Raw genomic sequence first — 24,306 nt, forward strand, 5'->3', positions numbered from 1 at the left:
GCGCCGCGCGGTACGTGAGTACCGCGCGGCGCCCTCGCGTGTCTTCAGGCGCCCGGCGCCCCGACGCGCCCGGCGACGCGCCCCGACGCGCCCGGCGACGCGCCCCGACGCGCCCGGCGACGCGCCCGGCGCCCCGGCGCGCAGGGCCCCGGCGCCCGCCCGTCGGCCGCCGGCGTCAGGCCGTCGTGGCGAGGAGCTTGCGCAGCAGGTCGGCCAACTGCTCCGACTCCTCCGGCGTGAGCGCCGCCTCCAGGGCCGCGCGCTGCTCGGCGAGCCCGGCGCCGACGGCCTGGTCCACGAGGCTGCGGCCCTCGTCGGTGAGGGTGACCCGCAGACCGCGCCGGTCGTTCGGGTCGGGGCTGCGGGCCAGCAGCCCGGCCCGCTCCAGCTTGTCGAGCCGCCCGGTCATCCCGCCGGTCGTGATCATCAGCGTGGCGGTCAGCTCGCGCGGGGAGAGCGTGTACGGCTCTCCGGAGCGGCGCAGTGTGGCGAGCACGTCGAACTCGCCGAGCGACATCCCGCCGTACGGCGCGTACGCCTTGTCCACCTTGCCGCGCATGGCGGCGGACAGGCGGTAGATGCGGCCGAAGACGGCCATCGGCAGGGTGTCGAGGTCGGGGCGGACCGCCGCCCACTGATCGGCGATGGCGTCGACGGCGTCGTGGGCGGGCCCCGGCCCGGGCGTGTGCTTCTCCATGCCCCCAGTTTCCCTCTCTACTGAGTCACTTGCAAGAAAGCCTCTTGCGCATAAGTAGCTTAGTGCTAAGTTAATTACTGCCAAGCCGAACCGGGCGCGACACCGGGGAGGCGCCCGCAGCCCGCTACAGGGGGGAACCCGTCATGTCCCGCAAGGCCGCCACCATCGCCCTGACCGCCCTCGCTCCGATCTCCTGGGGCAGCACCTACTTCGTCACCACGGAGTTCCTGCCGCCCGACCGGCCGCTCTTCACCGGCCTGATGCGGGCCCTGCCCGCCGGACTGCTGCTCCTCGGCCTCACCCGCAAGCTCCCGCAGGGCGCCTGGTGGTGGAAGTCGCTGGTGCTCGGCGTGCTGAACATCGGCGCCTTCTTCCCGCTCCTCTTCCTCGCCGCCTACCGGCTGCCCGGTGGCGTCGCCGCCGTCGTCGGCTCGGTCGGCCCGCTCTTCGTCGTCGGTCTCGCCGCCCTGTTCCTGGGCGACAAGCCCACCGTGAAGGGGCTGCTCACCGCCATCGCCGCCGCCTTCGGCGTCAGCCTCGTCGTCCTCAAGGCGGGGGCCGCGCTCGACGCGATCGGTGTGGCCGCCGGTCTGCTCTCCGCCCTGTCGATGTCCGCGGGCACCGTCTTCACCAAGCGCTGGGGCCGCCCCGAGGGTGTCGGCGCGCTCGCCCTCACCGGCTGGCAGCTCACCGCCGGCGGCCTGTTCCTGCTCCCGATCGCCTTCCTGGTCGAGGGCGCCCCGCCGGCCCTCAGCGGCACCAACCTGGCCGGCTACGCCTACCTCGCCTTCGGCAACACCGCGATCTCCTACTTCCTCTGGTTCCGCGGCATCGAGCGTCTGAGCGCCTCCTCGGTCACCCTGCTCGGCCCGCTCTCCCCGATCACCGCCGCCGTCATCGGCTGGGCCGCTCTCGGCCAGGCCCTCGGCCCGGTCCAGCTCCTCGGCATGGTGATCGCCTTCGGTGCCACGCTCCTCGGCCAGCTGGCTCCGCGAGCCAAGAAGGCCGCCAAGGGGGCCGCCAAGGGGGCCGCCAAGGAGGAATCGTTCAGCATTACTGAAAAGAACGCTCAGGAAGTTTCGATGGACCTGGAGGTTTCCGGGGTGCGACGGTAGGTCCATGACAACGACTGCCGCCGAAACCCCGACCGCCACCGACACCCACGACCAGCACGTCACCGAGAGGCCGGCACCCGCCAAGGGCGCCGGCCTCGGCGTGCTGCTCGCCCTGCTCGCCACGGTCGTCTGGTCCGGCAGCTTCGTCGTCGCCCGCGCCCTGCACGACACCGTCCCGCCCGTCCAGGCCGCCTTCTGGCGCTGGATCGTCGCGATCCTCGCCGTCGCCCCGTTCGCCGCCCGCGCCACCTGGCGGCAGCTGCACCTGATCCGCCGTCACCTCGGCTTCGTCACCCTGGCCTCGCTGCTCGGCATCACCGTCTACAACACCCTGGTCAACCAGGCCGGACTCACCACCTCCGCCGGCAACATGGGCATGATCATGGCCGCCTCGCCCGTCCTCATGGCGGTGTACGAGCGGCTCGGCGGCGCCCGGCTCGGCGCCCGGCGCGTCACGGGCATGCTCGTCGCCTGCGCCGGCGTGCTGCTGCTCGTCGGCCGCGGCGCGCTGCCGACCCGGTTCGGCACCGGCGACCTGTGGATGTTCGCGGCGGCGCTCGCCTTCGCCTCGTACAGCGCCCTGCTCAAGCGCCGCCCGGCCGAACTCGGCGGTGTCGTCTTCCTCTTCACCACCTTCGTCCTCGGCGCGGCGATGCTGCTGCCGGCGTACGCGGTCAGCCTCGCCACCCAGGGCGGCTTCGAGCCCACCGCCGGCACCGTCGGCCCGCTCGTCTACGTCGGCGTGCTCTCCTCCGCCGTCGCCTTCTTCTCCTGGAACCGCGCCGTCGCCCTCATCGGCGCCGCCCGCGCCGGCGTCGTCTACTACCTCCAGCCGGTCTGCGTCGCCCTGCTCTCGTACCTGCTGCTCGGCGAGGAGCTGGGCCTCCTCGGCGGGGCGTGCATGGCGCTCATCCTGGGCGGGGTGGCGCTGGCCTCGGCCACCCGGGAGCAGTCCCGCTAGGGCCCGATAGGTTGCGCCTCATGACCGAGTGGGACATCAAGAAGCTCCAGATCCTCCGCACCCTCCGCGACCGCGGCACCGTCACCGCGACCGCGGAGGCGCTGCTGATGACCCCCTCGGCCGTCTCCCAGCAGCTCACCAACCTCGCCCGGCAGCTCGGCGTGCCCGTCCTGGAGGCGCACGGCCGGCGGGTCCGGCTCACCGACGCCGCGCATCTCGTACTGCGGCACGCCGAGGCGGTGTTCGCGGAGCTGGAGCGGGCGGAGGCGGAGCTCGACGGCTATCTGCGCGGTGAGGCCGGACGGGTGCGGGTCGCCGCGTTCTCGACCGCCGTGGCCGCGCTCGTGGTGCCCGCTGTGCAGACGCTGCGCGCCGACCACCCGGGGCTCGACGTGCGGGTCCGGGAGGCCGAGGCGGCGGAGGCGTACGAACTGCTCACCGCCGGCGAGGTCGACCTCGCCCTCTCGCTCGCCGCGCATGCGCCCACCGCCCGCGACCCACAGTTCACCCGGGTGCCGCTGCTCGCCGACCCGCTCGACGTCGCCCTGCCCGCCGGTCACCCGCTCGCCGAGGCGCCCGGTCTGCGGCTCGCCGACCTGTCCGCCGAGCCCTGGATCTTCGGCGGCTCCGGGCCCTGGTCCGAGATCACCACCGCCGCGTGCGAGGCCGCCGGGTTCGTGCCCGAGCAGGCGCACAGCGCAGCCGGCTGGACCGCGATCCTCGCCATGGTCGAGGCGGGGATGGGGGTGGCGCTGGTGCCGAGGATGGCCGCCGCCGAGCGCGCCAGAGGCGTGGTGATGCGGGTGCTGACGGCCGATCAGCCGCGCCGCCATGTCGTCGCGGCGGTACGGCGCGGGGCGGAGGAGGGTCCGGCGGTGGCGCGGGTGCTCGCGGCGCTGCGCCGGGCCGCCGTACAGCGGGAGAGCCTCGCCTGACCGTTCAGCACAGCTGAAAAGGAACCTCGGAAACATTCGATGGACCTGTGTGGATTCCCGGCGGCACAGTCGAGGACATGAGCACCGACGACACCGACCTCGCCCAGGCCACCGACCTCGCCACCGATCCGCACGCCAACGACGCCGCTCCCTACGCCGGCGGCGACCCGTACGCCGACTACCGCACCTGCGACTTCGGGTTCACCGAGCTCGTCGACCTCGCCGACCGCCGCCTCGGCGCCGGAGTCGTCGCCGCCAACGACGAGTTCTTCGCCGAGCGCGAGAACCTGCTGGTCCGCGAGCGCGCCGTCTTCGACCCCGAGCACTTCGGCCACAAGGGCAAGATCATGGACGGCTGGGAGACCCGCCGCCGCCGCGGCGCCGGCGCCGACCGTCCGTTCCCCGCGCCCGAGGACCACGACTGGGCGATCGTCCGCCTCGGCGCCCCCGGCGTCATCCGCGGGATCGTCGTCGACACCGCCCACTTCCGCGGCAACTACCCGCAGCGCGTGAGCATCCAGGCCGCCGCCGTCGAGGGCACCCCGAGCCCCGCCGAACTCGTCGACGCCACGTGGGAGGAGCTGCTGCCGCCCACCCCCGTGCGCGGCCACGCCGCCAACGGCTTCACGATCGACAGCGAGCGCCGCTGGACCCACGTCCGGGTCTGCCAGCACCCCGACGGCGGCATCGCCCGCCTCCGCGTCCACGGCGAGGTCGTGCCCGACCCCGAGTGGCTGGCCGTGCTCGGCACCCTCGACCTGATCTCCGTGCTCAACGGCGGTGTGTACGAGGACGCCTCGGACCGCTTCTACTCCTCGCCCACGCAGATCATCCTGCCCGGCACCTCTCGCAAGATGGACGACGGCTGGGAGAACCGCCGCCGCCGGGTGCGCGGCACCAACGACTGGGTGCGGTTCCGGCTCGCCGCCCAGGGCGCGGTCCGCGCGGTCGAGATCGACACCGCGTACCTCAAGGGCAACTCGGCCGGCTGGATCGCGCTCCAGGGCCGCGACGGCGACACGGGCGAGTGGTTCGAGATCATCCCGCGCACCCGCCTCCAGCCCGACACCCTGCACCGCTTCGTGCTCCCCGCCCAGGCCGTCGTCACCCACGTCCGCCTCGACGCCTTCCCGGACGGCGGCGTCGCCCGGATGCGACTGCACGGCAGCCTGACGGAGGACGGCGCGGCGGAACTGCGGTCGACGTACGCGCGCCTGACTGCCTGACCGGCTGACAGGTACACCGAAAGGATCACTACGCTCTCCGGGCATGAGACTCCCGTCCCGAAGACTCCCGTCCCGAAGACTCCCGTCCCGAAGACTCCTGTCCCGCGCCGCCACCGTGCTCGCGATGCTGGCCGCCGCGGTCCTCCCGGCCGCGGCGCCGGCCGCCGCCGACACCGTGGACCCCGCCACCGCGCCGCCCGTGCGCACCATCTCGTACAACGTGTGCGGCCAGTCCACCTGCCAGAGCGCGCTCGACCTGCCGACCTGGACCGCCGAGGTCAAGCAGCAGACGCTCGCCTGGGACACCGACGCGCTGCTCCTCCAGGAGCTGTGCTTCGGCCAGTGGGCCGCGCTGCGCGACGCCCTGCCCGGCTACACCGGCGTGTGGACCTCGACCGTCAACGACGCCGCCGGCTGCGGAAAGTGGTCCACCGACCGGCGCTTCGGCCTCGGCGTCTTCGTGAAGGCACCGGCGGTCGACCGCTACGCCGCCAACCTCACCGGCCCGGCCACCGAGGAGAGCCGGGCCGTGCTGTGCGCCCGCGGGCCGGTCGACGGCCGCACCACGCTCGTCTGCAACACGCACCTCGCGCAGTACATCACCCCGGACAACGGCTCCTCGCAGGTCCTCGCCAAGGTCGACACCTGGGCCGCCGGGCTCCCCGTCGTCCTCGGCGGCGACTTCAACGCCGGCCCGGACTACCCCGCGCTCGACCCGATACGCGCCGGACTGCCCGGCACCGGGCCGTTCGCCGAGGCCGACGAGAACGACCGCGACTGGTTCACCCAGGCATGCCTCGACGCCGGGGCCACCGAGTGCCGCTCGGGCGAGCCCACCACGTACGCCGGCAAGAAGTTCGACCACGTCTTCCTCAGCGCCCGCGACTTCCACACCGTCCGCGCCGACGCCCTCGAACCCGAACCGGCCGGCACCGCACCGCTCTCCGACCACCTGCTGCTGCGCGCCGCCGCCTACCCCGAGCCGCGGCCCGGCACCGGCACCGGCGGTGACCTCACCGGCGACGGGCGGCCCGACTTCCTCGCCGTGAAGGACGACGGCAACCTGCGCCTCTACTCCGGCACCGGCGGCGGCACCCTCGCCGGCATGCGCCAGATCGGCACCGGCGGCTGGGCCGGCGCCGCCGTCAGCCACCGCGGCGACTGGACCGGCGACGGCCGCGAGGACGTCCTCGCCCGCATCGGCGACGAGCTGTGGGTCTACCCGAACACCGGCAGCGGCGAGCTCGGCACCCGCATCGCCATGGGCGGCCGCCCCACCGGCTGGACCGGCGCCACCCCGCTCGCCGCCGGCGACGTGGACGGCGACGGCCTGCCCGACGTCCTCGCCCGCAGCGCCACCGGCCTCTGGCTGCACCGCGGCGGCGCCGCCGTCGGCGGCCAGCCCACCTTCGCCGCCCGCGCCGCGCTCCACATCGGCGACGCCGAGTTCGCGAACTACGACGTGCTCCTCCCCGGCGACGTCACCGGCGACGGCAAGGCCGACATCTGGGCCCGCGACCGCGCCACCGGCCGCCTCCTCCAGTACGCGAGCCAGGGCGACCAGCACCTCGTCGCCCCCGTCGAACTCACCGGCGGCCCCTGGACCGTGGCCGACCGCCGCCTCGCCGTCTCGGCCGGCGACGTCACCGGCGACGGCCTGCCCGACCTGTGGACCACCCGCACCGCCGGCACCGCCGAGAACCTGGAGTTCCTCCCCGGCACCCCGACCGGCCTCGGCACGCCGACGACGATCGGCACGGGCGGCTGGCAGTGGCTGACGAACCTGGGCTGACGCACGCATGACGAAGGGCCCCGGACGGTTCACCGTCCGGGGCCCCTTCACTGCGGGAATCAGGCCGCGGCCGCGTCCGCCGCCTGGGCCTTCAGGGCGCGCTCCACGCCCGCGCGGCACTCCGTCACCAGTCGGCGCAGCGCCGGGGCCGGGTCGTTCGCCGCGATCCAGGCGTCCGTCGCGTCCAGGGTCTCCTGGGAGACCTGCAGCGTCGGGTAGAGGCCGACCACGATCTGCTGGACGATCTCGTGGCTGCGGGTCTCGGAGACGCGCTTGATCGAGGCGAAGTACTTCGCCGTGTACGGGGCGAGCAGCTCGCGCTGGTCGGCCTGCACGAAGCCGGCGATGACCGCCTCCTGCACCGCGTTCGCCAGCTTGTCGTCGTCGACGACCGACGCCCACGCCTCGGCCTTGGCGGCCTCGGTCGGGCGGGCGGCCCGGGCGGTGGCGGCGTGGCGCTCGCCGGCCGCGGTCTTGTCGCGCTCCAGCTCGGCGGCGATCTCCGCCTCGTCGAAGCGGCCGGTCGCGGCGAGGCGCTGCACGAACGCCCAGCGCAGCTCGGCGTCGACGGCGAGGCCGTCGACGACCTCGCTGCCGTCGAGCAGCGCGGCGAGCAGGTCGAGCTCGGCGGCCTCGCGGGCGGTGTCCGCGAAGGCGTGGGCCCACGCCAGCTGGTGGTCGCTGCCGGGGGCGGCGGCGCGCAGCTGCTCCTGGGCGAAGGCGCCCCAGCGGGCCAGGCCCTCGGCGCGCCACTCCGGCGCCGCGTACAGGTCGAGGGCGACCTTGGTCTGCCGCTGGAGCGACTGGACGACGCCGATGTCGGACTCCTTGGCGATGCCGGAGAGCACCAGGGAGAGGTAGTCGCGGGTGGCGAGCTCGCCGTCGCGGGTCATGTCCCAGGCGGAGGCCCAGCACAGCGCGCGCGGCAGCGACTCGGTGAAGTCGCCGAGGTGCGCGGTGACGTTCTTCAGGGACACCTCGTCGAGGCGGACCTTGGCGTACGACAGGTCGTCGTCGTTGAGCAGGACGACGGCCGGGCGCTGCTTGCCGGCCAGCTGCGGCACGGCCGTCAGCTCGGCGGCCTCGACGTCCAGCTCCAGGCGCTCGGTGCGGACCAGCTTGCCGGCCGCGTCGAGGTCGTAGAAGCCGACGGCGATGCGGTGCGGGCGCAGCACGGCCTCGCCCTTGGCGCCGGCCGGGAGCGCGGGGGCCTCCTGGCGGATGGCGAAGGAGGTGATCGAGCCGTTCTCGTCGGTCTCGATCTCGGGCCGCAGGATGTTGATGCCCGCGGTCTCCAGCCACGCCTTCGACCAGGCCTTCAGGTCACGTCCGGAGGTCTCCTCCAGGGCGCCGAGCAGGTCGGTGAGGCGGGTGTTGCCGTACGCGTGGCGCTGGAAGTACGCCTGGACGCCCTTGAAGAACTCGTCCTGGCCGACGTACGCCACCAGCTGCTTCAGGACCGAGGCGCCCTTGGCGTAGGTGATGCCGTCGAAGTTGACGAGCACGTCCTCCAGGTCGTTGATGTCGGCCATGATCGGGTGCGTGGACGGCAGCTGGTCCTGGCGGTAGGCCCAGGTCTTCTCCGAGTTGGCGAAGGTGGTCCAGGCGTTGGGCCAGCGGGTGCCCTCGACGGACGCCTGGCAGGCGACCGAGGTGAAGGTGGCGAACGACTCGTTCAGCCACAGGTCGTTCCACCACTCCATGGTGACCAGGTCGCCGAACCACATGTGCGCCAGCTCGTGCAGGATGGTCTCGGCCCGGCGCTCGTACGCCGCGTCCGTCACCTTCGAGCGGAAGACGTACTGGTCGCGGATGGTGACCGCGCCCGCGTTCTCCATCGCGCCCGCGTTGAACTCCGGCACGAACAGCTGGTCGTACTTGGCGAACGGGTAGTCGTAGGCGAACTTCTCCTGGAACCAGTCGAAGCCCTGCCGCGTGACGTCGAAGATGTGCTCGGCGTCGAGGAACTCGGCGAGCGACGGGCGGCAGTAGATGCCGAGCGGCACGACCTGGCCGTTCTTGCCCTCGTACGTCGAGTGCACGGCGTGGTACGGGCCGACGATCAGGGCGGTGATGTACGTGGAGATCCGCGGCGTCGGCGCGAACTCCCACACCCCGTCCTTCGGCTCCGGGGTCGGGCTGTTGGAGATCACGGTCCAGCCCTCGGGGGCCTTCACGGTGAACTGGAAGGTCGCCTTCAGGTCCGGCTGCTCGAACGAGGCGAACACGCGACGCGCGTCCGGCACCTCGAACTGGGTGTAGAGGTACGCCTGCCCGTCGACCGGGTCGACGAAGCGGTGCAGGCCCTCACCGGTGTTGGTGTACGCGCAGTCGGCGACGACCTTGAGCTCGTTGGCGCCGGCCAGCAGGCCCGCCAGGGCGATCCGCGAGTCCTGGAAGACGGCGGCGACGTCGAGGGCGTGCCCGTTGAGCACCACCTCGTGCACGGTCGGGGCGACGAGATCGATGAAGGTCTCGGCACCGGCCTCGGCGGAATTGAAGCGGACGAGGGTGGCGGACCGGTAGGTGCCGCCCTCCTGCGCACCGGTGAGGTCGAGGTCGACCTCGTACGCGTCCACGGTCAGCAGCTTCGCCCGCTGCTGGGCCTCTTCACGGGTCAGGTTCGTGCCAGGCACCCGGTCAACTCCTCGGTTTCGTGACGTTTGGCTCATCCTTCCACGGGGTGTGCGGGCTGCGCACGGCTCATTTCCCAGGGCGAACACGCATCGTGGACAAGAAGAACGGCGGCCACCGTCTCCGGTGGCCGCCGTTCTTCCGCACGAAGGGGGTCAGCTCTGCAGTTCCTTCGCCACGAGCTCCGCGATCTGCACCGCGTTGAGCGCCGCGCCCTTGCGCAGGTTGTCGTTGGAGAGGAACAGCGCGAGGCCGTGCTCGACGGTCTCGTCGACGCGGATGCGGCCCACGTAGGAGGCGTCCTTGCCGGCGGCCTGGAGCGGGGTCGGGATCTCGGAGAGCTCGACTCCCTCGGCGTCCTTCAGCAGCTCGTAGGCGCGCTCGACGCTGATCGGACGCTCGAAGCGGGCGTTGACCTGGAGGGAGTGGCCGGAGAAGACCGGGACGCGCACGCAGGTGCCGGAGACCTTGAGGTCCGGGATCTCCAGGATCTTGCGGGACTCGTTGCGGAGCTTCTGCTCCTCGTCGGTCTCGAAGGAGCCGTCGTCGACGATGGCGCCGGCCAGCGGCAGCACGTTGAAGGCGATCGGGCGCTTGTAGACGCCGGGCTCGGGGAACTCGACGGCCTCGCCGTCGTGGGTGAGCGCGGTGGCGCCCTCGGCGACGGCCTTGACCTGGCCGTCGAGCTCCGCGACACCGGCCAGGCCGGAGCCGGAGACGGCCTGGTAGGTGGTGGCGACGAGCGCGGTCAGGCCGGCCTCCTGGTGGAGCGGCTTGAGCACCGGCATGGCGGCCATCGTGGTGCAGTTCGGGTTGGCGATGATGCCCTTGGGGCGGTCCTTGATCGCGTGCGGGTTGACCTCGGAGACGACCAGCGGGACCTCGGGGTCGCGGCGCCAGGCCGAGGAGTTGTCGATCACGACGGCGCCCTGGGAGGCGACCTTCTCGGCGAGCGCCTTGGAGGTGGTGCCGCCGGCCGAGAAGAGCACGATGTCCAGGCCGGTGTAGTCGGCGGTGGCCGCGTCCTCGATCGTGACGCCGTCGACGACCTTGCCGGCGGAGCGGGCGGAGGCGAAGAGGCGCAGCTCGTCCACGGGGAAGTTCCGCTCGGCGAGGATCCTGCGCATGACCGTGCCGACCTGACCGGTGGCTCCGACGATTCCGACCTTCACGGGGACTCCTCCGTACGTAAGTGCAGGTGCTGCGGCTTCCATGATGCGTATGTCCCGGGGCGCCTTGTCCAATCGATTGTCCAAGGGTCGGACAGGTCACGGGACGGCAGCGGAGACGGCAAGGGGGTGGACACCGGCTGTCGGTGCCCACCCCCTCGTTACGCCACGGGTGCTACTGGGTCGCTACGGGGTGACCGTTCCGATCACCACGCTGCCCGTGCCCGCGGCGGTGCCGCGCGCGTTCAGCAGCTGGACCTGGCCGAAGAACTGCCGGCCCTCGGGGGCCGGGCCGTTCACGACGACCTGGGCGGGCACCTGCGCGGTGGCGCCGTTGGCCAGCTGGAGCGGGGCCGACTCGTCGACCTTCACGGAGCCGAGCGCGGACGAGTAGTACACGTCCTTGTAGTCGAACGTGGTGCCCTCGGCGGACGGCACGTTGTAGCCGTCGATGATGACGGTGTAGGTGCCGGCGGCGGGCTTGACCAGGGAGACGGACTCCTCGGAGTCGCCGTCGGCGGACTGGCCGACCTGCGTGTCGCCGAGCTTGACCGTGAGGTCGAGGTCGGCGGCCAGGTCGGAGCTGTTGCCGATGGCGATGTCGAGGCGCTCCACGCCCTCACCGATGGTGACGGTCCTGATCTGCTGCTCGTGGTGCTTGATGGTCGGGCGCTCGGTCTTCTGCGAGCCGAGCGGGCCGCCCTTCAGCCGGCCGTCGAGCGCGGCGAAGCCGTTGGCGACCTTCCACTCCACGGCGGCCGGGGTGCCGACCTTCGCCTCGGGGACCGACTGGACGGCCGGGTCGAAGGAGGCGCCGAGCACGGACACGCCGAGCGTGTACGGGTTGTCCAGGTCCGGCGAGGTGCGCCGGGACTCGACCTCGATCTCCCAGACGCCCGGGGTCGGGTCGGTGTAGGAGCGCAGGTCGGGGCGGCAGGTGTTGGCCGGGTTGTAGTGCGGGTAGCACACGGTCGACGCGGTGGACTCGAGGGCGACGCCGTACGGGTGGACGGAGATGAACCGGGTCTGGCTCTGCTCCTTCAGCCCGCCGAGGGTGACCTCCAGGGACTTGGCGCCCTTCGGCACGGTCACGAAGTACGACTTCATGCTGTTGCGCTGCACGGAGCCGGTGGCGGAGAAGCCGTAGCCCGGCGCGACCAGGTCGTTGGAGACGACGCTGGTGGCGAGGATCTGCTTGTCGACGCCCTCGGTGAAGGGGTCGTCGGCCTCCAGGATCACGCTGTGCACGCCCGTGGTGGTGGGGCGGGCCTGCAGCTGCACGGTGACCGGCTTGTTCAGCGGCAGCGCCACCCAGTCGTCGCCGAGGATCCGGAAGGTGCCGTCGTTGTACTTCAGCCCCAGCTCGTGCCAGACCGGCCGGTCGGGGCCGTTCGTGCGCGTGACGGTGATGTCGTAGACCTTCTTCTGGCCGACCTTGAGGCCGCCCTCGCGGTCGTACACACCGGTGCCGGTGTGCGGGGCCGGGAAGATCGCGGTGTCGACCGGGGCCTCGACCTTGTAGTCGTGGGCGGTGGCACCGAAGAGGATCGAGTCCCAGGCGTCCACGATGTCGATCCGGCCGGAGCCCTGCTCGTGCGCCGCGACGCCCGGGATCCGCTTGGCGGTCGAGGTGAGCGCGGTGCGCAGGGTGAGCGGGGAGAGCGGGATGTGCCGCTGCTTCGCGGCGGAGATCAGCAGCGCGCTCGCGCCCGTCGCCTGCGGCGAGGACATCGAGGTGCCGTTGAGCATGCCGTAGCCGGCGGGCAGGGTGTAGCCGGCCTCGGGCACGCCCGCGCCGGGCAGCCAGGTCGGGATGGTGTTCACGGCCGAGCCGGGGGCGGTGATCGTCGGGGTGAAGCCGCCGTCCTCGCGCGGGCCGCGCGAGGAGAAGTTGAACATGGCGTACTTCTTCTCGACGGCCGAGCCGTAGTTGGCCGCCCAGGTCGCCTGGGAGATGCCGGCGCCGACCGAGATGACCTTGTCGGCCAGGCCGGGGTCACCGATCGTGTTGATGCCGGGGCCCTCGTTGCCGGCCGAGATGACCAGCTGGACGCCGTAGGTGTCGATGAGCCGCGTGTAGAGGCGCGAGCGCACGTTGTCGCCGTCGTTCTGCGCGGGCAGGCCGCCGATCGACATGTTGACGATGTCGACGCCGCGGTTGGCGACGAGGTCGATCATGCCCTCGGTCAGCGCGGTGTTGGTGCAGCCGCCGGTCCAGGTGCAGGCACGCATGGAGACGAGCTTCGCGCCGGGCGCGGCGCCGTTCATCCGGCCGCCGAACAGGCCGTTGGCGGCGGTGATGCCGGCGACGTGGGTGCCGTGCTCGGACTCGACGAGACCGACGTTGACGAAGTCGGCCTTCTTGCCGACCCAGGTGCCGCCCAGCGGGTCCATCGGCACGTCCTTGCGGATCTGCACGACGAACGGGGTGCGCTCGACGACCTCGGTGGCCGGGTTGTCGGTGCCGAAGTAGCCGATCTGGTAGCCGTCCTTGTACGGCTTCATCGGCTCGTTGTTCGTGAAGTCGCCGTCCTGGTCGGTGTCCACGCGGACCGTGCCGGCGACCGGGTCGTACAGCATGCCGAAGCGGTCGGTGGTGTCGCCGTCCCGGTTGATGTCGCCCTTCGGGTCGCCGCCCGCGGTGACCGACTCGCTGAAGCGGCTCCACTGGTACGAGCCCTCGGGCGCCTTCCAGCTCTGGCCGCCCGCGGTGAAGACGGGGCCGGAGACCGGGGTGATCTGGGCGCGCCAGGTGCCGTCGCTCTCGGTGAGCGGGTCGGTGGCGGTGACCCAGTCGACGATCTTGCGCTCGCCGGTGGTGGTCTTCTGCAGGGCCGGGTGGCCGAGGTCGACACCGGAGTCGAGGATGCCGATGGTCACGCCGCGGCCGTCGGCCGTCGGGTGCTCCTGGACGAAGTCGACCGCACCGGTCTCGAAGGACGGGTTGTACGGGTTCCTCGCCGGGGTGCCCTTGCCGGGCGCCGGGTAGGTCTGCGTGACGGTGGTGCCCTCGACGGCGCCGGTGGAGCCGGCGTCCGGGGTCGGGTCGTCGAGCTTGACCTCCGCCTGGAGGTCGACCGACTGGACCGAGGAGAGCTTGGTGGCCGCCTTGATGGCGGCGTCGGCCTTGCCGGTGGGCAGGGTGGCGCGGACGTAGCCGAGCTTGTCGTCCTGGCGCCCGACGGAGGCGCCGGGCACGGCGTCGAGCTGGCCCGCGACCTGCTCGGTGGCGCCGGGCGCGGTGGCCACGAGCACGGTGACCGTCGGCTTGCCGTCGGCCTCGGCCTCGGACAGGCGCTGGGCGTCGGTGGGGCCGAGCTTGTCGGCCGGGTCGGCGGTCTTCGCCGTGGAGTTCGCCGGGATCCCGGCCGCCGGGTCGTCGACGGCCAGGACCGGGGCGGCGCCGGCCGCGACGAGCGCGGTCACGAGTCCGGCGGCGGCGGCGATGCGGGCCGCGCGTCTGGTCCCGGTGGTCGAGCGCCCGGGTATGGAGCTCTGAGATTCGGGGGTGGTCATTTACATCCCTGTTTAAGAAGAGAGGGTCCGGATTTCGGTACCGGATGACCGCTCAGCTTGTCGTAAATGACCGTGGTTTGGGGAGAGTTATCGGGCGGCGGAATGCGTAGGTGGCGCACATCCGCCAGCAGGAAAGCCGCGCCACGCGGGACGAACCCGCACTAACCTCACCGCATGAAGACAGAGTTGAGGGTGGCGGCCTACGCCGTGTGCGTACGGGACGGGCAGATACTCCTGGCCCGGTGGGTGACCCGGGACGGGCGGAAGCTGTGGACACTGCCCGGGGGCGGCATCGACCACGGGGAGCTGCCCGTCGAGGCCGTCGTCCGGGAGGTCGAGGAGGAGACCGGCCACATCGCCGAGCCGCTCGCGCTCCTCGGCATCGACTCCATCCGCCGCACCTGGCCCCGCAAGCTCGGGCCCGTCGACTGGCAGGGCCTGCGGATCGTCTACGAGGCCCGGATCACGGGCGGCGAACTCCGCAACGAGCAGGGGGGATCCACCGACCTCGCGGCCTGGTACCCGCTCGACGCCGTGCCCGGCCTCGACCGCGTCGAACTCGTCGACATCGGCCTCCAGCTGTGGCGTGACCGGCCGGCCCTCGGCCACTCGCCGCTGAGCGATCCGACGAACGGCTGAAAACGGCTCAACCGTCACCCCGGCGGCAGAACCGGGCTCAACCCGGCGTTCACTCCCGAGGTCCCCTCCCGTGACCGCAGCACCCACGATCACGGGAGTTCGCAATGTCCGCACGCACCACCCGCACCGCACGCACCACCCGCACCACCCGCACCGCCGTGGCCGCCGTCCTCGTCGCCGGCCTCGCCACCACCGCGCTCGCCGCCCCCGCCTTCGCCGCCGCGCCGCCGAAGCCCTCCCACACCGCCACCCAGCAGGCCCTCGACGCCGCCGTCGCCGAGGGCGTGCCGGGCGCGGTCGCGCAGGCCCGGGACGGCAAGGCCCGCTGGACCGGCACCGCCGGCGAGCGCAAGGGCAGCGACCGCTTCCGGGTCGGCTCCATCACCAAGACCTTCACCGCCACCGTGCTGCTCCAGCTCCAGGCCGAGGGCCGCATCGACCTCGACGACCCGGTCGAGAAGTGGCTGCCGGGAGTCGTCCGGGGCCATGGCCACGACGGCCGGAAGATCACCGTCCGGCAGCTGCTCAACCACACCAGCGGCATCTACAACTACACAGCCGACCCCTCCTTCCAGCAGACGGTCTTCGGCCCGGGGTTCCTGGAGCACCGCTACGACACCTGGACCCCGGAGCAGCTCGTCGGCGTCGCGATGGAGCACGCGCCGGACTTCGCCCCCGGCACCTCCTGGACGTACTCCAACACCAACTTCGTGCTCGCCGGCATGGTCGTCGAGAAGGTCACCGGCCACCCGTACGAGAAGGAGGTCGAGCGGCGCGTCATCAAGCCGCTGAAGCTGCGTGCCACCAGCGCTCCCGGCGCCGACTCCCGGATGCCGCGGCCCAACTCCGGCGCCTACTCCAAGCTCTCCCGCGAGACCGACGGACCGACGTACGACGTGACCGAGCTGAACCCGTCCATCGCCGGGGCGGCGGGCGAGATGATCTCGGACGCCAATGACCTGCAGACCTTCTACCGGGCCCTGCTCAAGGGCCGGCTGCTGCCGCCCGCCGAGATGAAGGAGATGACCGACACGGTCGCGACCGGTTTCGGCGCAGACGTGCGCTACGGGCTCGGCCTGTTCCAGGAGAAGCTGAGCTGCGGAAAGGAGATCTTCGGGCACAGCGGCGGGATCCACGGCTCCACCTCCCAGGCCGTGGTCACCCGGGACGGCGAGCACTCGCTCGCCGCGAACTTCAACGCCGACTGGACGGGCGACAGCCACGCCCTGATCGAGGCGGAGTTCTGCGGAAAGACCGGGAAGAACTGACGCGGGCCCTCAGCGCGGCAGGACGACCACGTAGGCGGCCGGCTGCCGGTCCGGCGCGGCCATCAGCGCCGTGCGGACCACGGTCGCCTGCTGGTCCATCGCCTCGCGCAGCTTGCGCGGGGTGATGTGGACGACGGTGATGCCGAGCCGCTCCAGGTGCTCGCGCTTGCGCGTGTACTCCGACCACAGCGCGTCGTCGTCCTGCCGCGGCGCCCGGGTGTCCAGCTCCACCGCGACCGCCTGGTCCGGCCAGTAGGCGTCCACGCCGCCCAGGTGCGGGCCGCCCGGCAGCCGCAGGTCCACGTTCCACAGCGGGTCCGGCAGCGCGAACTCGCGCACCATCTCGTACAGCCGCTGCTCGGCGATCGAGCGCCCCTCGGCGAGCAGCGAGTCCACCGCGTCCACCACGTGGGGCCGGGTGAGCAGCCGGGCCCGGTTCAACTCCCTTACGACCGCGCCCGGTTCGCAGTGTCCGCCGCTGACCGCCTCGGTGAGCAGCCGGCGCACCACGCCCGCGTCGTTCAGCGCCGAGACGGCGTCGGCGAGCGCCCGCTCCACCGGGGCCACCGGCAGCGCGTCGATCTCGACCGGCGTCGGCGGCTGGGCGGCCTTCACCACCCGGACGAAACCGGTCGAGCGGAGCCGGCGGGTGCGCGGCACCAGGACGTCGACCCGGTCGACCATGCCGCGCGGGGGAGCGGCGGCGAAGCGGTGCAGGGAGAGGGCGGCGAGCCCGGTGATCATCGCCTCGGCGCGGGCGTAGCGGATCGCCTCCCGGAACCGGTCGTCGCCGGTGCGGGGGAGGGGGGAGGGGGCGCTGGGGGAGGTGTTGTGCTTCATGCCGACGGTCTTCCGCCGCATGGACCGGCCCTAACCGCTGTTACGAGTCCGTCGCACAATCCGGACAACTCCGCACTAAAGTACGCGCGTTCGAGTGCCGAGGTACGAAGGCCCCCGGCGGTGCCCGCGCACCACCGGGGGCCCCTCACCCGGAGCTACGCGGCGCGCGCGTCGCACTCCTGCGCCCGCAGCGCCCGCGCCAGGTCGTCGCGGGACTCCAGGACGAGCCGGCGCAGCGCCGGAGCGGCGTCCGCGTGCCCGGCCAGCCACGCGTCCGTCGCCGCCAGGGTCTCCGGGCGGTCCTGGAGCCCCGGGAACAGGCCGCGGACCACGTCCATGCCGATCTGGATGGACCGCTCCGCCCAGATCCGCTCGATCACCGCGAAGTACTTCTCCGCGTACGGCGCGATCAGCTCGCGCTGCGAGGGCTGCGTGAAGCCCGAGATCGTGGCCTCCGCCAGCGCGTTCGACAGCCGGTCCGACTCGACGACCTGCGCCCACGCCTGCGCCTTGACGGCGGCCGACGGGCGGGCGGCCAGGCAGCGCACCTGGTGGCGCTTGCCGGACGCCGTGTCGTCGCGGGCCAGCTCGGCGCCGATGCGGGCCTCGTCGGCGCGGCCGTGCGCGGCCAGCGGCGACAGGAACGCCCAGCGCAGCTCCTGGTCGACGTCGAGCCCGTCGATCGCGGCCGAGCCGTCGAGCAGCCCCTCCAGGAGCTGCAGGTCCGCGTCCGCCGAGGCGACGGCGGCGAAGAAGTGCGCCCAGGTCAGCTGGTGCTCGCTGCCCGGCTCGGCGAGCCGCAGCTCGCGCAGCCCGCCCTCGGCGAGCAGCCGCCCGCCCTCGGCCCGCCACTGCGGGGCCGCGTAGAAGGTGACGGCCGACTTCGCCCAGGCGTGCACCATCTGCAGCACGCCGATGTCGGTCTCGCGGCCGGCGAAGTCGAGGGCCACGCGCACGAAGTCGCGCGCCGGCATCAGCCCGTCGCGGGTCATGTTCCACAGCGCGGACCAGCACAGGGCGCGGGCCAGCGGGTCGGTGATGTCGCCGAGGTGGCCGCGCAGGGTGGCGAGCGAGCCCTCGTCGAAGCGGACCTTGCAGTAGGTCAGGTCGTCGTCGTTGACCAGGACCAGGTCCGGCTTCGCCTCGCCGGCGAGCTCGGCCACCACCGTACGGGCGCCGGTGATGTCCGTCTCGGCCCGCGCGTAGCGCACCAGGTCGCCGCCCTCGACGCGGTAGAGGCCGACGGCCGCGCGGTGCGGGCGCAGCTCGTCGCCCTCCTGGTCGACGGCCAGCTCGGTGATCCGGCCCTCGGCGTCGTAGGTGAGCACCGGGGTGAGGGAGTTGACGCCGGAGGTCTGCAGCCAGGACTTCGACCACGCCTTCATGTCCCGGCCGGAGGTCTCCTCCAGGACCGCGAGCAGATCGGCGAGGGTCGTGTTCCCGTAGGCGTGGCGCTTGAAGTAGCGGCGCGCGCCCTCCAGGAACGCGTCCCGGCCCGCGTACGCCACCAGCTGCTTGAGGACCGAGGCGCCCTTGGCGTACGTGATGCCGTCGAAGTTCAGCTTGGCGTCCTCCAGGTCACGGATGTCGGCCGTGACCGGGTGCGTGGACGGCAGCTGGTCGGCCCGGTACGCCCACGCCTTGCGGCTGTTGGCGAAGGTCACCCACGCGTTGCCGAAGCGGGTCGCCTCGACCTGCGAGAAGGTGCCCATGAAGTCGGCGTACGACTCCTTCAGCCACAGGTCGTCCCACCACACCATGGTGACCAGGTCGCCGAACCACATGTGGGCCATCTCGTGCAGGATCGTGTTGGCCCGGCGCTCGTACGCGGCCCGCGTCACCTTGCCCCGGTAGATGTACTCCTCCTTGAAGGTGACCATGCCGGGGTTCTCCATGGCGCCGAGGTTGTACTCGGGCACGAAGGCCTGGTCGTACTTCCCGAAGGGGTACGGGTAGTCGAAGTTGTCGTGGAAGAAGTCGAAGCCCTGCTTGGTGACCAGGAAGACGTCGTCCGCGTCGAAGTGCTTCGCGAGGCCCTTGCGGCACATCGCACCCAGCGGGATCTCCAGCTCGGTGCCGTCGGCGAAGGTGCGCCGGTAGGTGTCCGTGACGTAGTGGTACGGGCCGGCCACCACGCACGTGACGTACGTGGAGATCGGCGCCGTCTCCGCGAACCGCCACACGCCGTCGGCGCCCTGCTCCCCGGCACCGTTGCTCCACACCGTCCAGCCCTCGGGCGCGGCCACCTCGAAGCGGTACCGGGCCTTCAGGTCGGGCTGCTCGAAGTTGACGTGGACCCGGCGCGCGTCGGCCGGCTCGTACTGCGTGTAGAGGTAGACCTCGCCGTCCTCCGGGTCGACGAAGCGGTGCATGCCCTCGCCGGTGCGGCTGTAGGCGCACTGGGCGTCGACCACCAGCACGTTCTCGTCGGCCAGGTCGTCGAGCGCGATCCGGGCGCCGTCGAAGACGACCGCCGGGTCGAGCTCGCGGCCGTTGAGCGTCACCGCGTTCACCGAGGGCGCGATCAGATCGGCGAAGGTGCGGTCGCCCGAGCCCGTGCGCCGGAACCGGACGGTGGTCACGGAGCGGAAGGTGCGCACGTCCTCCTCGGACTCGCCGACCGCCGAGCGCAGGTCGAGGAAGACCTCGTACCCGTCGACGGACAGCAGTGCGGCCCGTACGTGGGCCTCGTCGCGGGACAGATTCTCACCGGGCACGGTCACTCCACTCCTTCGTGCCACACCGTCGTGGCGCGTTCGAAACAGCACCGATCCTCCCATGTGCGGCTGACACCGAACAGGCGGGAATGCGGCGGGGCCGGCCTGACGTTGCGCCTTTCGGCGCAACACGAGACCCGAGGCCGTATCCGAGGAGACACATGTCCGAGAGCAGGACCACCGCCGAGTTCTTCTTCGACCCGCTGTGCCCGTGGGCGTGGATGACCTCCCGCTGGATGCTGGAGGTGGAGAAGGTCCGCCCCGTCGACGTGCGGTGGAAGGTGATGAGCCTCGCGGTCCTGAACGAGAACCGGCTCGACGAGGTGCCGCCGGCGTACCGCGAGATGCTGGAGACCCAGGCGTGGGGCCCGGTCCGCGTCGTCATCGCCGCCCAGCAGCTGCACGGCGACGAGGTCGTCGGCAAGCTCTACACGGCCCTCGGCACCCGTTTCCACAACAACGGCGAGGGCCCGACCCGCGAGGCCATAGCGGGCGCCCTGAAGGACGTCGGCCTGCCCGAGACCCTCGTCGACTACGCCGACAAGGACACGTACGACAAGGAGCTGCGCGCCTCCCACAAGGAGGGCATCGACAAGGTCGGCCAGGACGTCGGCACGCCCGTGATCTCCGTCCCCGGCCCGGACGGCGACGAGGTCGCCTTCTTCGGCCCGGTCGTCACCCCGACCCCGCGCGGCGAGGCGGCGGCGCGCCTGTGGGACGGCACGCTGCTCGTGGCGTCGACGCCCGGCTTCTACGAGATCAAGCGCACGCGGACGGAAGCGCCGAGCTTCCACTAGTCACCGGCAGGGAGCGCGCGGCCCCGTGATGCACCGCGAGGCCGCACGCGGGGAGAACGCGAAGGCCCCGCCGAGCACGTGGCGTGCTCGGCGGGGCCTCGTTCGGTCCAGGACGGGTCAGGCTTCCTCGGCCGCGGGCGTCACCGCACCCGCTCCGGCGTCCGCCTTCTGCCGGACGATGCCGATCACCGCGAGGACCAGCGTCATCGCGCCCGTCGCGTACAGCTGGACGCGGGTGCCCTCGTCACGGGCCATCAGGTAGAAGATGACCGCCATGCCGGCGAGGGCGACGTACGTCAGGCCCGGGTAGAGCCACATCCGCACGACCAGCTTCTCGGGTGCCTCGCGGTCCAGGCGGCGGCGCAGCACCAGCTGCGAGGCCGCGATGAAGATCCAGACGACCAGGATCACGCCGCCGATCATGTTGAGCAGCCACGGGAAGATCGTGTCGGGCGACCAGTAGTTGAGGCCGACGCAGACGAAGCCGAAGAAGCAGGAGGCGAGCACGGCCGGGCGCGGCACGCCGCCGGAGACCTTGCCGAGCACCTTCGGGCCGAGGCCGCGGTGGACCAGGGAGAACGCGATGCGCGAGGAGCCGTAGATGTTGGCGTTCATCGCGGAGAGCAGGGCGACCAGGACGACCACGTTCATGATCTGGCCCGCGCCCGGGATGCCCAGGTGGTCGAGGGCGGCGACGTACGGGCCCTTCTCGGTGATGGCCTTGTCGTCCCACGGGATGAGGGTGACGACGACGGCCATCGAGCCGACGTAGAAGAGCGAGATGCGCCACATCGCGGTGCGCACGGCCTTGGCGACGCCCTTGACGGGGTTGTCGGACTCGGCGGCGGCGATGGTCACGGTCTCCATGCCGCCGTACGAGAACACCGAGGCGAGCAGACCGATGACCAGGCCCTCGCTGCCGTTGGGCAGGAAGCCGCCCTTGCCGAACAGGTTCGCGGTGCCGGGGGAGTCGGTGCCGGGCAGGACGCCCAGGACGGCGAGCACGCCCAGGCCGAGAAAGAGGGTGATCGCGCCGACCTTCAGGGCGGCGAACCAGAACTCGAACTCGCCGAAGTTCTTCACGGCCGCCAGGTTGGTGCCGCAGAAGACCAGCATGAACAGCGCGACCCAGGCCCACTCGGGCGTGCCGGGCAGCCAGCCGGTGACGATCTTCGCCGCGCCGATGCCCTCCAGGCCGACGGCGACGCTCAGCAGCACCCAGAACGCCCAGCCGGAGGCGAAACCGGCCCAGGAGCCGAAGGCCCGCTCGGCGTGCGAGGAGAACGAGCCGGAGGACGGGTACGCGGCCGACATCTCGCCCAGCATGCGCATCACGAGCATGACGAGCAGACCGGAGATCGTGTACGCGAGGACGATGGACGGGCCGGCGGCGGCGATGCCGGCGCCGGAGCCGACGAACAGGCCGGCGCCGATGACACCGCCGAGGGCGATCATCGACAGATGACGCTGCTTGAGGCCATGGGTCAGGCCATCGGTGGGGGCGGTCGCGCCGTCCTTGCGGTCGGCCGGCGTGGGCGCGGTGGTCCGAGACATGGGCGAACCCTGTTCACTAGCTGAGACGGGGTGGGTGGCCCACAGTGTGTGGGCCCGCACCGCTCACAGGGAACAGCCGTCCGCTATACGGTCACCACCTTCACACAAGGTGAAGATTCAGTTCCGTACCGCGCTCGCGTCGCGGGGCTCCTGCGGCTTCCGCAGCTCCCGCAGCCACGCCACCACGAGCACCGCCGCCGTCGCGCCGGACGACCACAGCACCTGCGGGCGCGAGCCGTCGTCCAGCAGCATCAGCACGACGACCGCGGCCATCGCGGCGAGCGCGAGCCAGGTCAGCCACGGGAAGCCCCACATGCGCAGGGTCAGCGTCTGCGGCGCGTCGCGCTCGATCCGGCGGCGCAGCCGCAGCTGCGAGACCGCGATCAGCGCCCACACGAAGAGCAGCACCGCGCCGACCGCGTTGAGCATGTAGAGGAAGACCGAATCCGGCCACTTCAGATTGAGCAGCACGGAGACGAAGCCGAACGCCACCGACGCCAGTACCGCCCGGCGCGGCACTCCGCCGCCCGACACCTTCAGCAGGCCCCCGGGCGCCTCGCCGCGCTCGGCCAGCGAGAACACCATGCGCGACGACCCGTACAGATTGGCGTTGAGCGCCGACAGCAGCGCCACGAACACCACCACGTTCATGAGCTGCCCGGCCCCCGGCACCCCGATCGCGTCCAGGACCGCCACGTACGGCGACTCGCCCGGCTCGATCGCGGTCCACGGCAGCAGGGTGACGATCACCAGCATGGAACCCACGTAGAAGAGGAGGATCCGCCACACCGCGCTGCGCACCGCCCGCGCCACGTTGCGCGCCGGGTCCTCGGACTCGGCCGCCGCTATCGTCACGACCTCCAGGCCGCCGAAGGCGAAGACGACGGCGAGGACGCCCGACACGACCCCCGACCAGCCGTTCGGCAGGAAACCGCCCTGCCCGGTCAGATTCGTCAGACCCACCGGTTCGGTGTCCGGGAGCCAGCCGACGACCGCGAGGACACCGAGCACCAGGAACAGGACGATCGCGCCGACCTTCAGCGCGGCGAACCAGAACTCGAACTCGCCGAAGTTCTTCACCGCCGCCAGGTTCGTGGCCGTGAACACCAGCATGAACAGCAGCACCCAGCCCCACTGCGGGATCCCGGGCACCCAGCCGTGCGCGATCCGCGCCGCACCCGTCGCCTCCACGGCGAGGACCACGACCAGCAGGAACCAGTACAGCCAGCCCACCGAGAAGCCCGCCCAGCGCCCGAGCGCCCGCTCCGCGTGCACCGAGAAGGCGCCGGAGGCCGGCATCGCCGCCGACATCTCGCCGAGCATCCGCATGACCAGCATCGCGAGCGCGCCCGCGATCAGATACGAGACGACGATGCCGGGACCCGCGACCGCGATGCCCGCGCCCGAACCGACGAAGAGTCCCGCGCCGATCACGCCACCGAGGCCCAGCATCGTCAGATGACGCTGCTTCAGCCCGTGCGAGAGCGGCTCCCGTTCGGGAGCGAGGGACGACCGGGACGACTGCGGGGCGAGTGGTGCCTCGTGCATGTGGGGGGCTCGCGCTCTTCGGTTGTTTATGGGGACTCCACAGTCTCTCCGGTGAACGGGCGTTGGCGCAAAAGGGATCTCCTGGCAGGACTTCCCCGTGACAAGCGTCACGTGGTGGACAGGCGTCAGCGGTCGACTTGTCCGATCTCCACGAAAGGCTCGCCCCCGGCTTTGTGGGCGGCTGACCGTGATCGGGCGTTCACCCCTGGCATACGGTCGAGCCTGTCCCTCGTCCCTTCAGCCCCGCGGAGTACCGACCGATGAGCACCGTCGCCGCCCCCGTCTCCTCCCTCCGTTCCGGTACGGTCCTCGCCGACCTGATCCCGGCGAGCCGCGTCCGCGACCTCGCGCTCGTCGCCGGCGGCGCCGCGCTGACCGGCCTCGCCGCGCAGCTCACCGTGCCGGTCCCGGGCTCCCCGGTCCCGGTCTCCGGCCAGACCTTCGCCGCCCTGCTCGTCGGCACCGCCCTCGGCGCCCGTCGCGGCTTCCTCTCCCTCGGCCTGTACGCCGTCGCCGGCATGGCGGGCCTGCCGTGGTTCGCCGAGGCGTCCTCCGGCTGGGCGATGCCGTCCTTCGGCTACATCCTCGGCATGCTGCTCGCCGCCACCGTGGTCGGCGCGCTCGCCCGCCGCGGCGGCGACCGCTCGGTGCTGCGCACGGCCGGCACGATGGTGCTCGGCTCCGCGATCATCTACGCGGTCGGCGTGCCGTACCTGGCGCTGGCCACCGGCATGACCCTCGGCCAGGCCGTCGCCGCCGGCCTCGTCCCGTTCCTCATCGGCGACGCGCTCAAGGCGGCGCTGGCGATGGGCGCGCTGCCGACGGCCTGGAAGCTCGTCGGCCGCAAGGGCTGAGCCCGCGCCGTACGAGAGCCGTACGAGAAGAGGCCCCGCCGAAC

17 protein-coding genes are annotated in these 24,306 nt (G+C 72.1%); 9 read left to right on the forward strand and 8 right to left on the reverse strand.

What is annotated here, in order from left to right; translation table 11 throughout:
* Window positions 1–175: 175 nt before the first annotated feature.
* A complete protein-coding gene (locus ACWEJX_RS32495) occupies window positions 176–697 on the reverse strand; it encodes a MarR family winged helix-turn-helix transcriptional regulator (protein ID WP_451611003.1) in 522 nt (173 codons plus the stop codon).
* A gap of 143 nt (window positions 698–840) precedes the next feature.
* Here ACWEJX_RS32495 and ACWEJX_RS32500 point away from each other — a divergent pair, with 143 nt between their 5' ends.
* The 5 genes from ACWEJX_RS32500 (at window position 841) to ACWEJX_RS32520 (ending at window position 6,726) form a co-directional block, all read left to right on the forward strand.
* Complete coding sequence (locus tag ACWEJX_RS32500) at window positions 841–1,812, forward strand: EamA family transporter (RefSeq protein ID WP_451611004.1); 972 nt, start codon at window positions 841–843, stop codon at window positions 1,810–1,812.
* Window positions 1,813–1,816: 4 nt separating this feature from the next.
* The gene (locus tag ACWEJX_RS32505; protein ID WP_451611005.1) at window positions 1,817–2,773 is read left to right on the forward strand and encodes a DMT family transporter; all 957 of its coding nucleotides are present in this window, start codon (window positions 1,817–1,819) and stop codon (window positions 2,771–2,773) included.
* A gap of 20 nt (window positions 2,774–2,793) precedes the next feature.
* Complete coding sequence (locus ACWEJX_RS32510; protein ID WP_451611006.1) at window positions 2,794–3,708, forward strand: LysR family transcriptional regulator; 915 nt, start codon at window positions 2,794–2,796, stop codon at window positions 3,706–3,708.
* Window positions 3,709–3,785: 77 nt separating this feature from the next.
* Window positions 3,786–4,934 carry an allantoicase gene (gene alc / locus ACWEJX_RS32515; protein ID WP_451611007.1) on the forward strand — a complete coding sequence of 383 codons (1,149 nt, stop codon included), beginning with the start codon at window positions 3,786–3,788 and terminating at the stop codon, window positions 4,932–4,934.
* A 43-nt stretch (window positions 4,935–4,977) separates the two neighbouring features.
* A complete protein-coding gene (locus ACWEJX_RS32520) occupies window positions 4,978–6,726 on the forward strand; it encodes an FG-GAP-like repeat-containing protein (RefSeq protein WP_451611008.1) in 1,749 nt (582 codons plus the stop codon).
* Between the two features lie 59 nt (window positions 6,727–6,785).
* On the opposite strand, the gene pepN (ACWEJX_RS32525) is transcribed toward ACWEJX_RS32520, so the two are convergent.
* The 3 genes from pepN (ACWEJX_RS32525) to ACWEJX_RS32535 all read right to left on the reverse strand — a co-directional run bounded on the left by pepN (ACWEJX_RS32525) (window position 6,786) and on the right by ACWEJX_RS32535 (window position 14,045).
* Window positions 6,786–9,362 carry an aminopeptidase N gene (gene pepN / locus ACWEJX_RS32525; RefSeq protein WP_451611009.1) on the reverse strand — a complete coding sequence of 859 codons (2,577 nt, stop codon included), beginning with the start codon at window positions 9,360–9,362 and terminating at the stop codon, window positions 6,786–6,788.
* Between the two features lie 153 nt (window positions 9,363–9,515).
* Complete coding sequence (locus ACWEJX_RS32530) at window positions 9,516–10,532, reverse strand: aspartate-semialdehyde dehydrogenase (protein ID WP_451611010.1); 1,017 nt, start codon at window positions 10,530–10,532, stop codon at window positions 9,516–9,518.
* Window positions 10,533–10,715: 183 nt separating this feature from the next.
* Window positions 10,716–14,045 carry a S8 family serine peptidase gene (locus ACWEJX_RS32535; RefSeq protein ID WP_451611011.1) on the reverse strand — a complete coding sequence of 1,110 codons (3,330 nt, stop codon included), beginning with the start codon at window positions 14,043–14,045 and terminating at the stop codon, window positions 10,716–10,718.
* Between the two features lie 174 nt (window positions 14,046–14,219).
* On the opposite strand from ACWEJX_RS32535, the gene ACWEJX_RS32540 reads away from it, so the two are divergent.
* A complete protein-coding gene (locus tag ACWEJX_RS32540) occupies window positions 14,220–14,684 on the forward strand; it encodes an NUDIX hydrolase (RefSeq protein ID WP_451611012.1) in 465 nt (154 codons plus the stop codon).
* A gap of 104 nt (window positions 14,685–14,788) precedes the next feature.
* Window positions 14,789–15,952: a serine hydrolase domain-containing protein gene (locus ACWEJX_RS32545; protein WP_451611013.1), complete on the forward strand. Its 1,164-nt coding sequence runs from the start codon at window positions 14,789–14,791 to the stop codon at window positions 15,950–15,952.
* Window positions 15,953–15,961: 9 nt separating this feature from the next.
* On the opposite strand, the gene ACWEJX_RS32550 is transcribed toward ACWEJX_RS32545, so the two are convergent.
* The gene (locus ACWEJX_RS32550) at window positions 15,962–16,813 is read right to left on the reverse strand and encodes a hypothetical protein (RefSeq protein ID WP_451611014.1); all 852 of its coding nucleotides are present in this window, start codon (window positions 16,811–16,813) and stop codon (window positions 15,962–15,964) included.
* Between the two features lie 134 nt (window positions 16,814–16,947).
* Complete coding sequence (gene pepN, locus ACWEJX_RS32555) at window positions 16,948–19,509, reverse strand: aminopeptidase N (RefSeq protein ID WP_451611015.1); 2,562 nt, start codon at window positions 19,507–19,509, stop codon at window positions 16,948–16,950.
* Between the two features lie 161 nt (window positions 19,510–19,670).
* Between pepN (ACWEJX_RS32555) and ACWEJX_RS32560 the strand changes: the two genes are divergently transcribed.
* Window positions 19,671–20,306: a mycothiol-dependent nitroreductase Rv2466c family protein gene (locus tag ACWEJX_RS32560; RefSeq protein ID WP_451611016.1), complete on the forward strand. Its 636-nt coding sequence runs from the start codon at window positions 19,671–19,673 to the stop codon at window positions 20,304–20,306.
* Window positions 20,307–20,423: 117 nt separating this feature from the next.
* Here the strand turns inward: ACWEJX_RS32560 and ACWEJX_RS32565 are convergent, their stop codons facing one another.
* Together ACWEJX_RS32565 and ACWEJX_RS32570 are read right to left on the reverse strand one after the other, a co-directional pair.
* Entirely contained in the window at window positions 20,424–21,860 is a 1,437-nt protein-coding gene (locus ACWEJX_RS32565; protein WP_451611017.1) for an amino acid permease, read from the reverse strand.
* A gap of 117 nt (window positions 21,861–21,977) precedes the next feature.
* On the reverse strand, window positions 21,978–23,408 hold the full coding sequence (locus ACWEJX_RS32570) for an amino acid permease (protein ID WP_451611018.1): 1,431 nt from the start codon (window positions 23,406–23,408) through the stop codon (window positions 21,978–21,980).
* 260 nt (window positions 23,409–23,668) lie between these two features.
* Here ACWEJX_RS32570 and ACWEJX_RS32575 point away from each other — a divergent pair, with 260 nt between their 5' ends.
* A complete protein-coding gene (locus tag ACWEJX_RS32575) occupies window positions 23,669–24,262 on the forward strand; it encodes a biotin transporter BioY (protein WP_451611019.1) in 594 nt (197 codons plus the stop codon).
* Window positions 24,263–24,306 lie beyond the last annotated feature (44 nt).

Source organism: Streptomyces sp. NPDC004788 (assembly GCF_053601115.1).

Bases quoted from the DNA above. Each gene is read 5' to 3' on its own strand.
- ACWEJX_RS32495 (WP_451611003.1), bottom strand. From the start codon at position 697: ATGGAGAAGCACACGCCCGGGCCGGGGCCCGCCCACGACGCCGTCGAC.
- ACWEJX_RS32500 (WP_451611004.1), top strand. From the start codon at position 841: ATGTCCCGCAAGGCCGCCACCATCGCCCTGACCGCCCTCGCTCCGATC.
- ACWEJX_RS32505 (WP_451611005.1), top strand. From the start codon at position 1,817: ATGACAACGACTGCCGCCGAAACCCCGACCGCCACCGACACCCACGAC.
- ACWEJX_RS32510 (WP_451611006.1), top strand. From the start codon at position 2,794: ATGACCGAGTGGGACATCAAGAAGCTCCAGATCCTCCGCACCCTCCGC.
- alc (WP_451611007.1), top strand. From the start codon at position 3,786: ATGAGCACCGACGACACCGACCTCGCCCAGGCCACCGACCTCGCCACC.
- ACWEJX_RS32520 (WP_451611008.1), top strand. From the start codon at position 4,978: ATGAGACTCCCGTCCCGAAGACTCCCGTCCCGAAGACTCCCGTCCCGA.
- ACWEJX_RS32535 (WP_451611011.1), bottom strand. From the start codon at position 14,045: ATGACCACCCCCGAATCTCAGAGCTCCATACCCGGGCGCTCGACCACC.
- ACWEJX_RS32540 (WP_451611012.1), top strand. From the start codon at position 14,220: ATGAAGACAGAGTTGAGGGTGGCGGCCTACGCCGTGTGCGTACGGGAC.
- ACWEJX_RS32545 (WP_451611013.1), top strand. From the start codon at position 14,789: ATGTCCGCACGCACCACCCGCACCGCACGCACCACCCGCACCACCCGC.
- ACWEJX_RS32550 (WP_451611014.1), bottom strand. From the start codon at position 16,813: ATGCGGCGGAAGACCGTCGGCATGAAGCACAACACCTCCCCCAGCGCC.
- ACWEJX_RS32560 (WP_451611016.1), top strand. From the start codon at position 19,671: ATGTCCGAGAGCAGGACCACCGCCGAGTTCTTCTTCGACCCGCTGTGC.
- ACWEJX_RS32565 (WP_451611017.1), bottom strand. From the start codon at position 21,860: ATGTCTCGGACCACCGCGCCCACGCCGGCCGACCGCAAGGACGGCGCG.
- ACWEJX_RS32570 (WP_451611018.1), bottom strand. From the start codon at position 23,408: ATGCACGAGGCACCACTCGCCCCGCAGTCGTCCCGGTCGTCCCTCGCT.
- ACWEJX_RS32575 (WP_451611019.1), top strand. From the start codon at position 23,669: ATGAGCACCGTCGCCGCCCCCGTCTCCTCCCTCCGTTCCGGTACGGTC.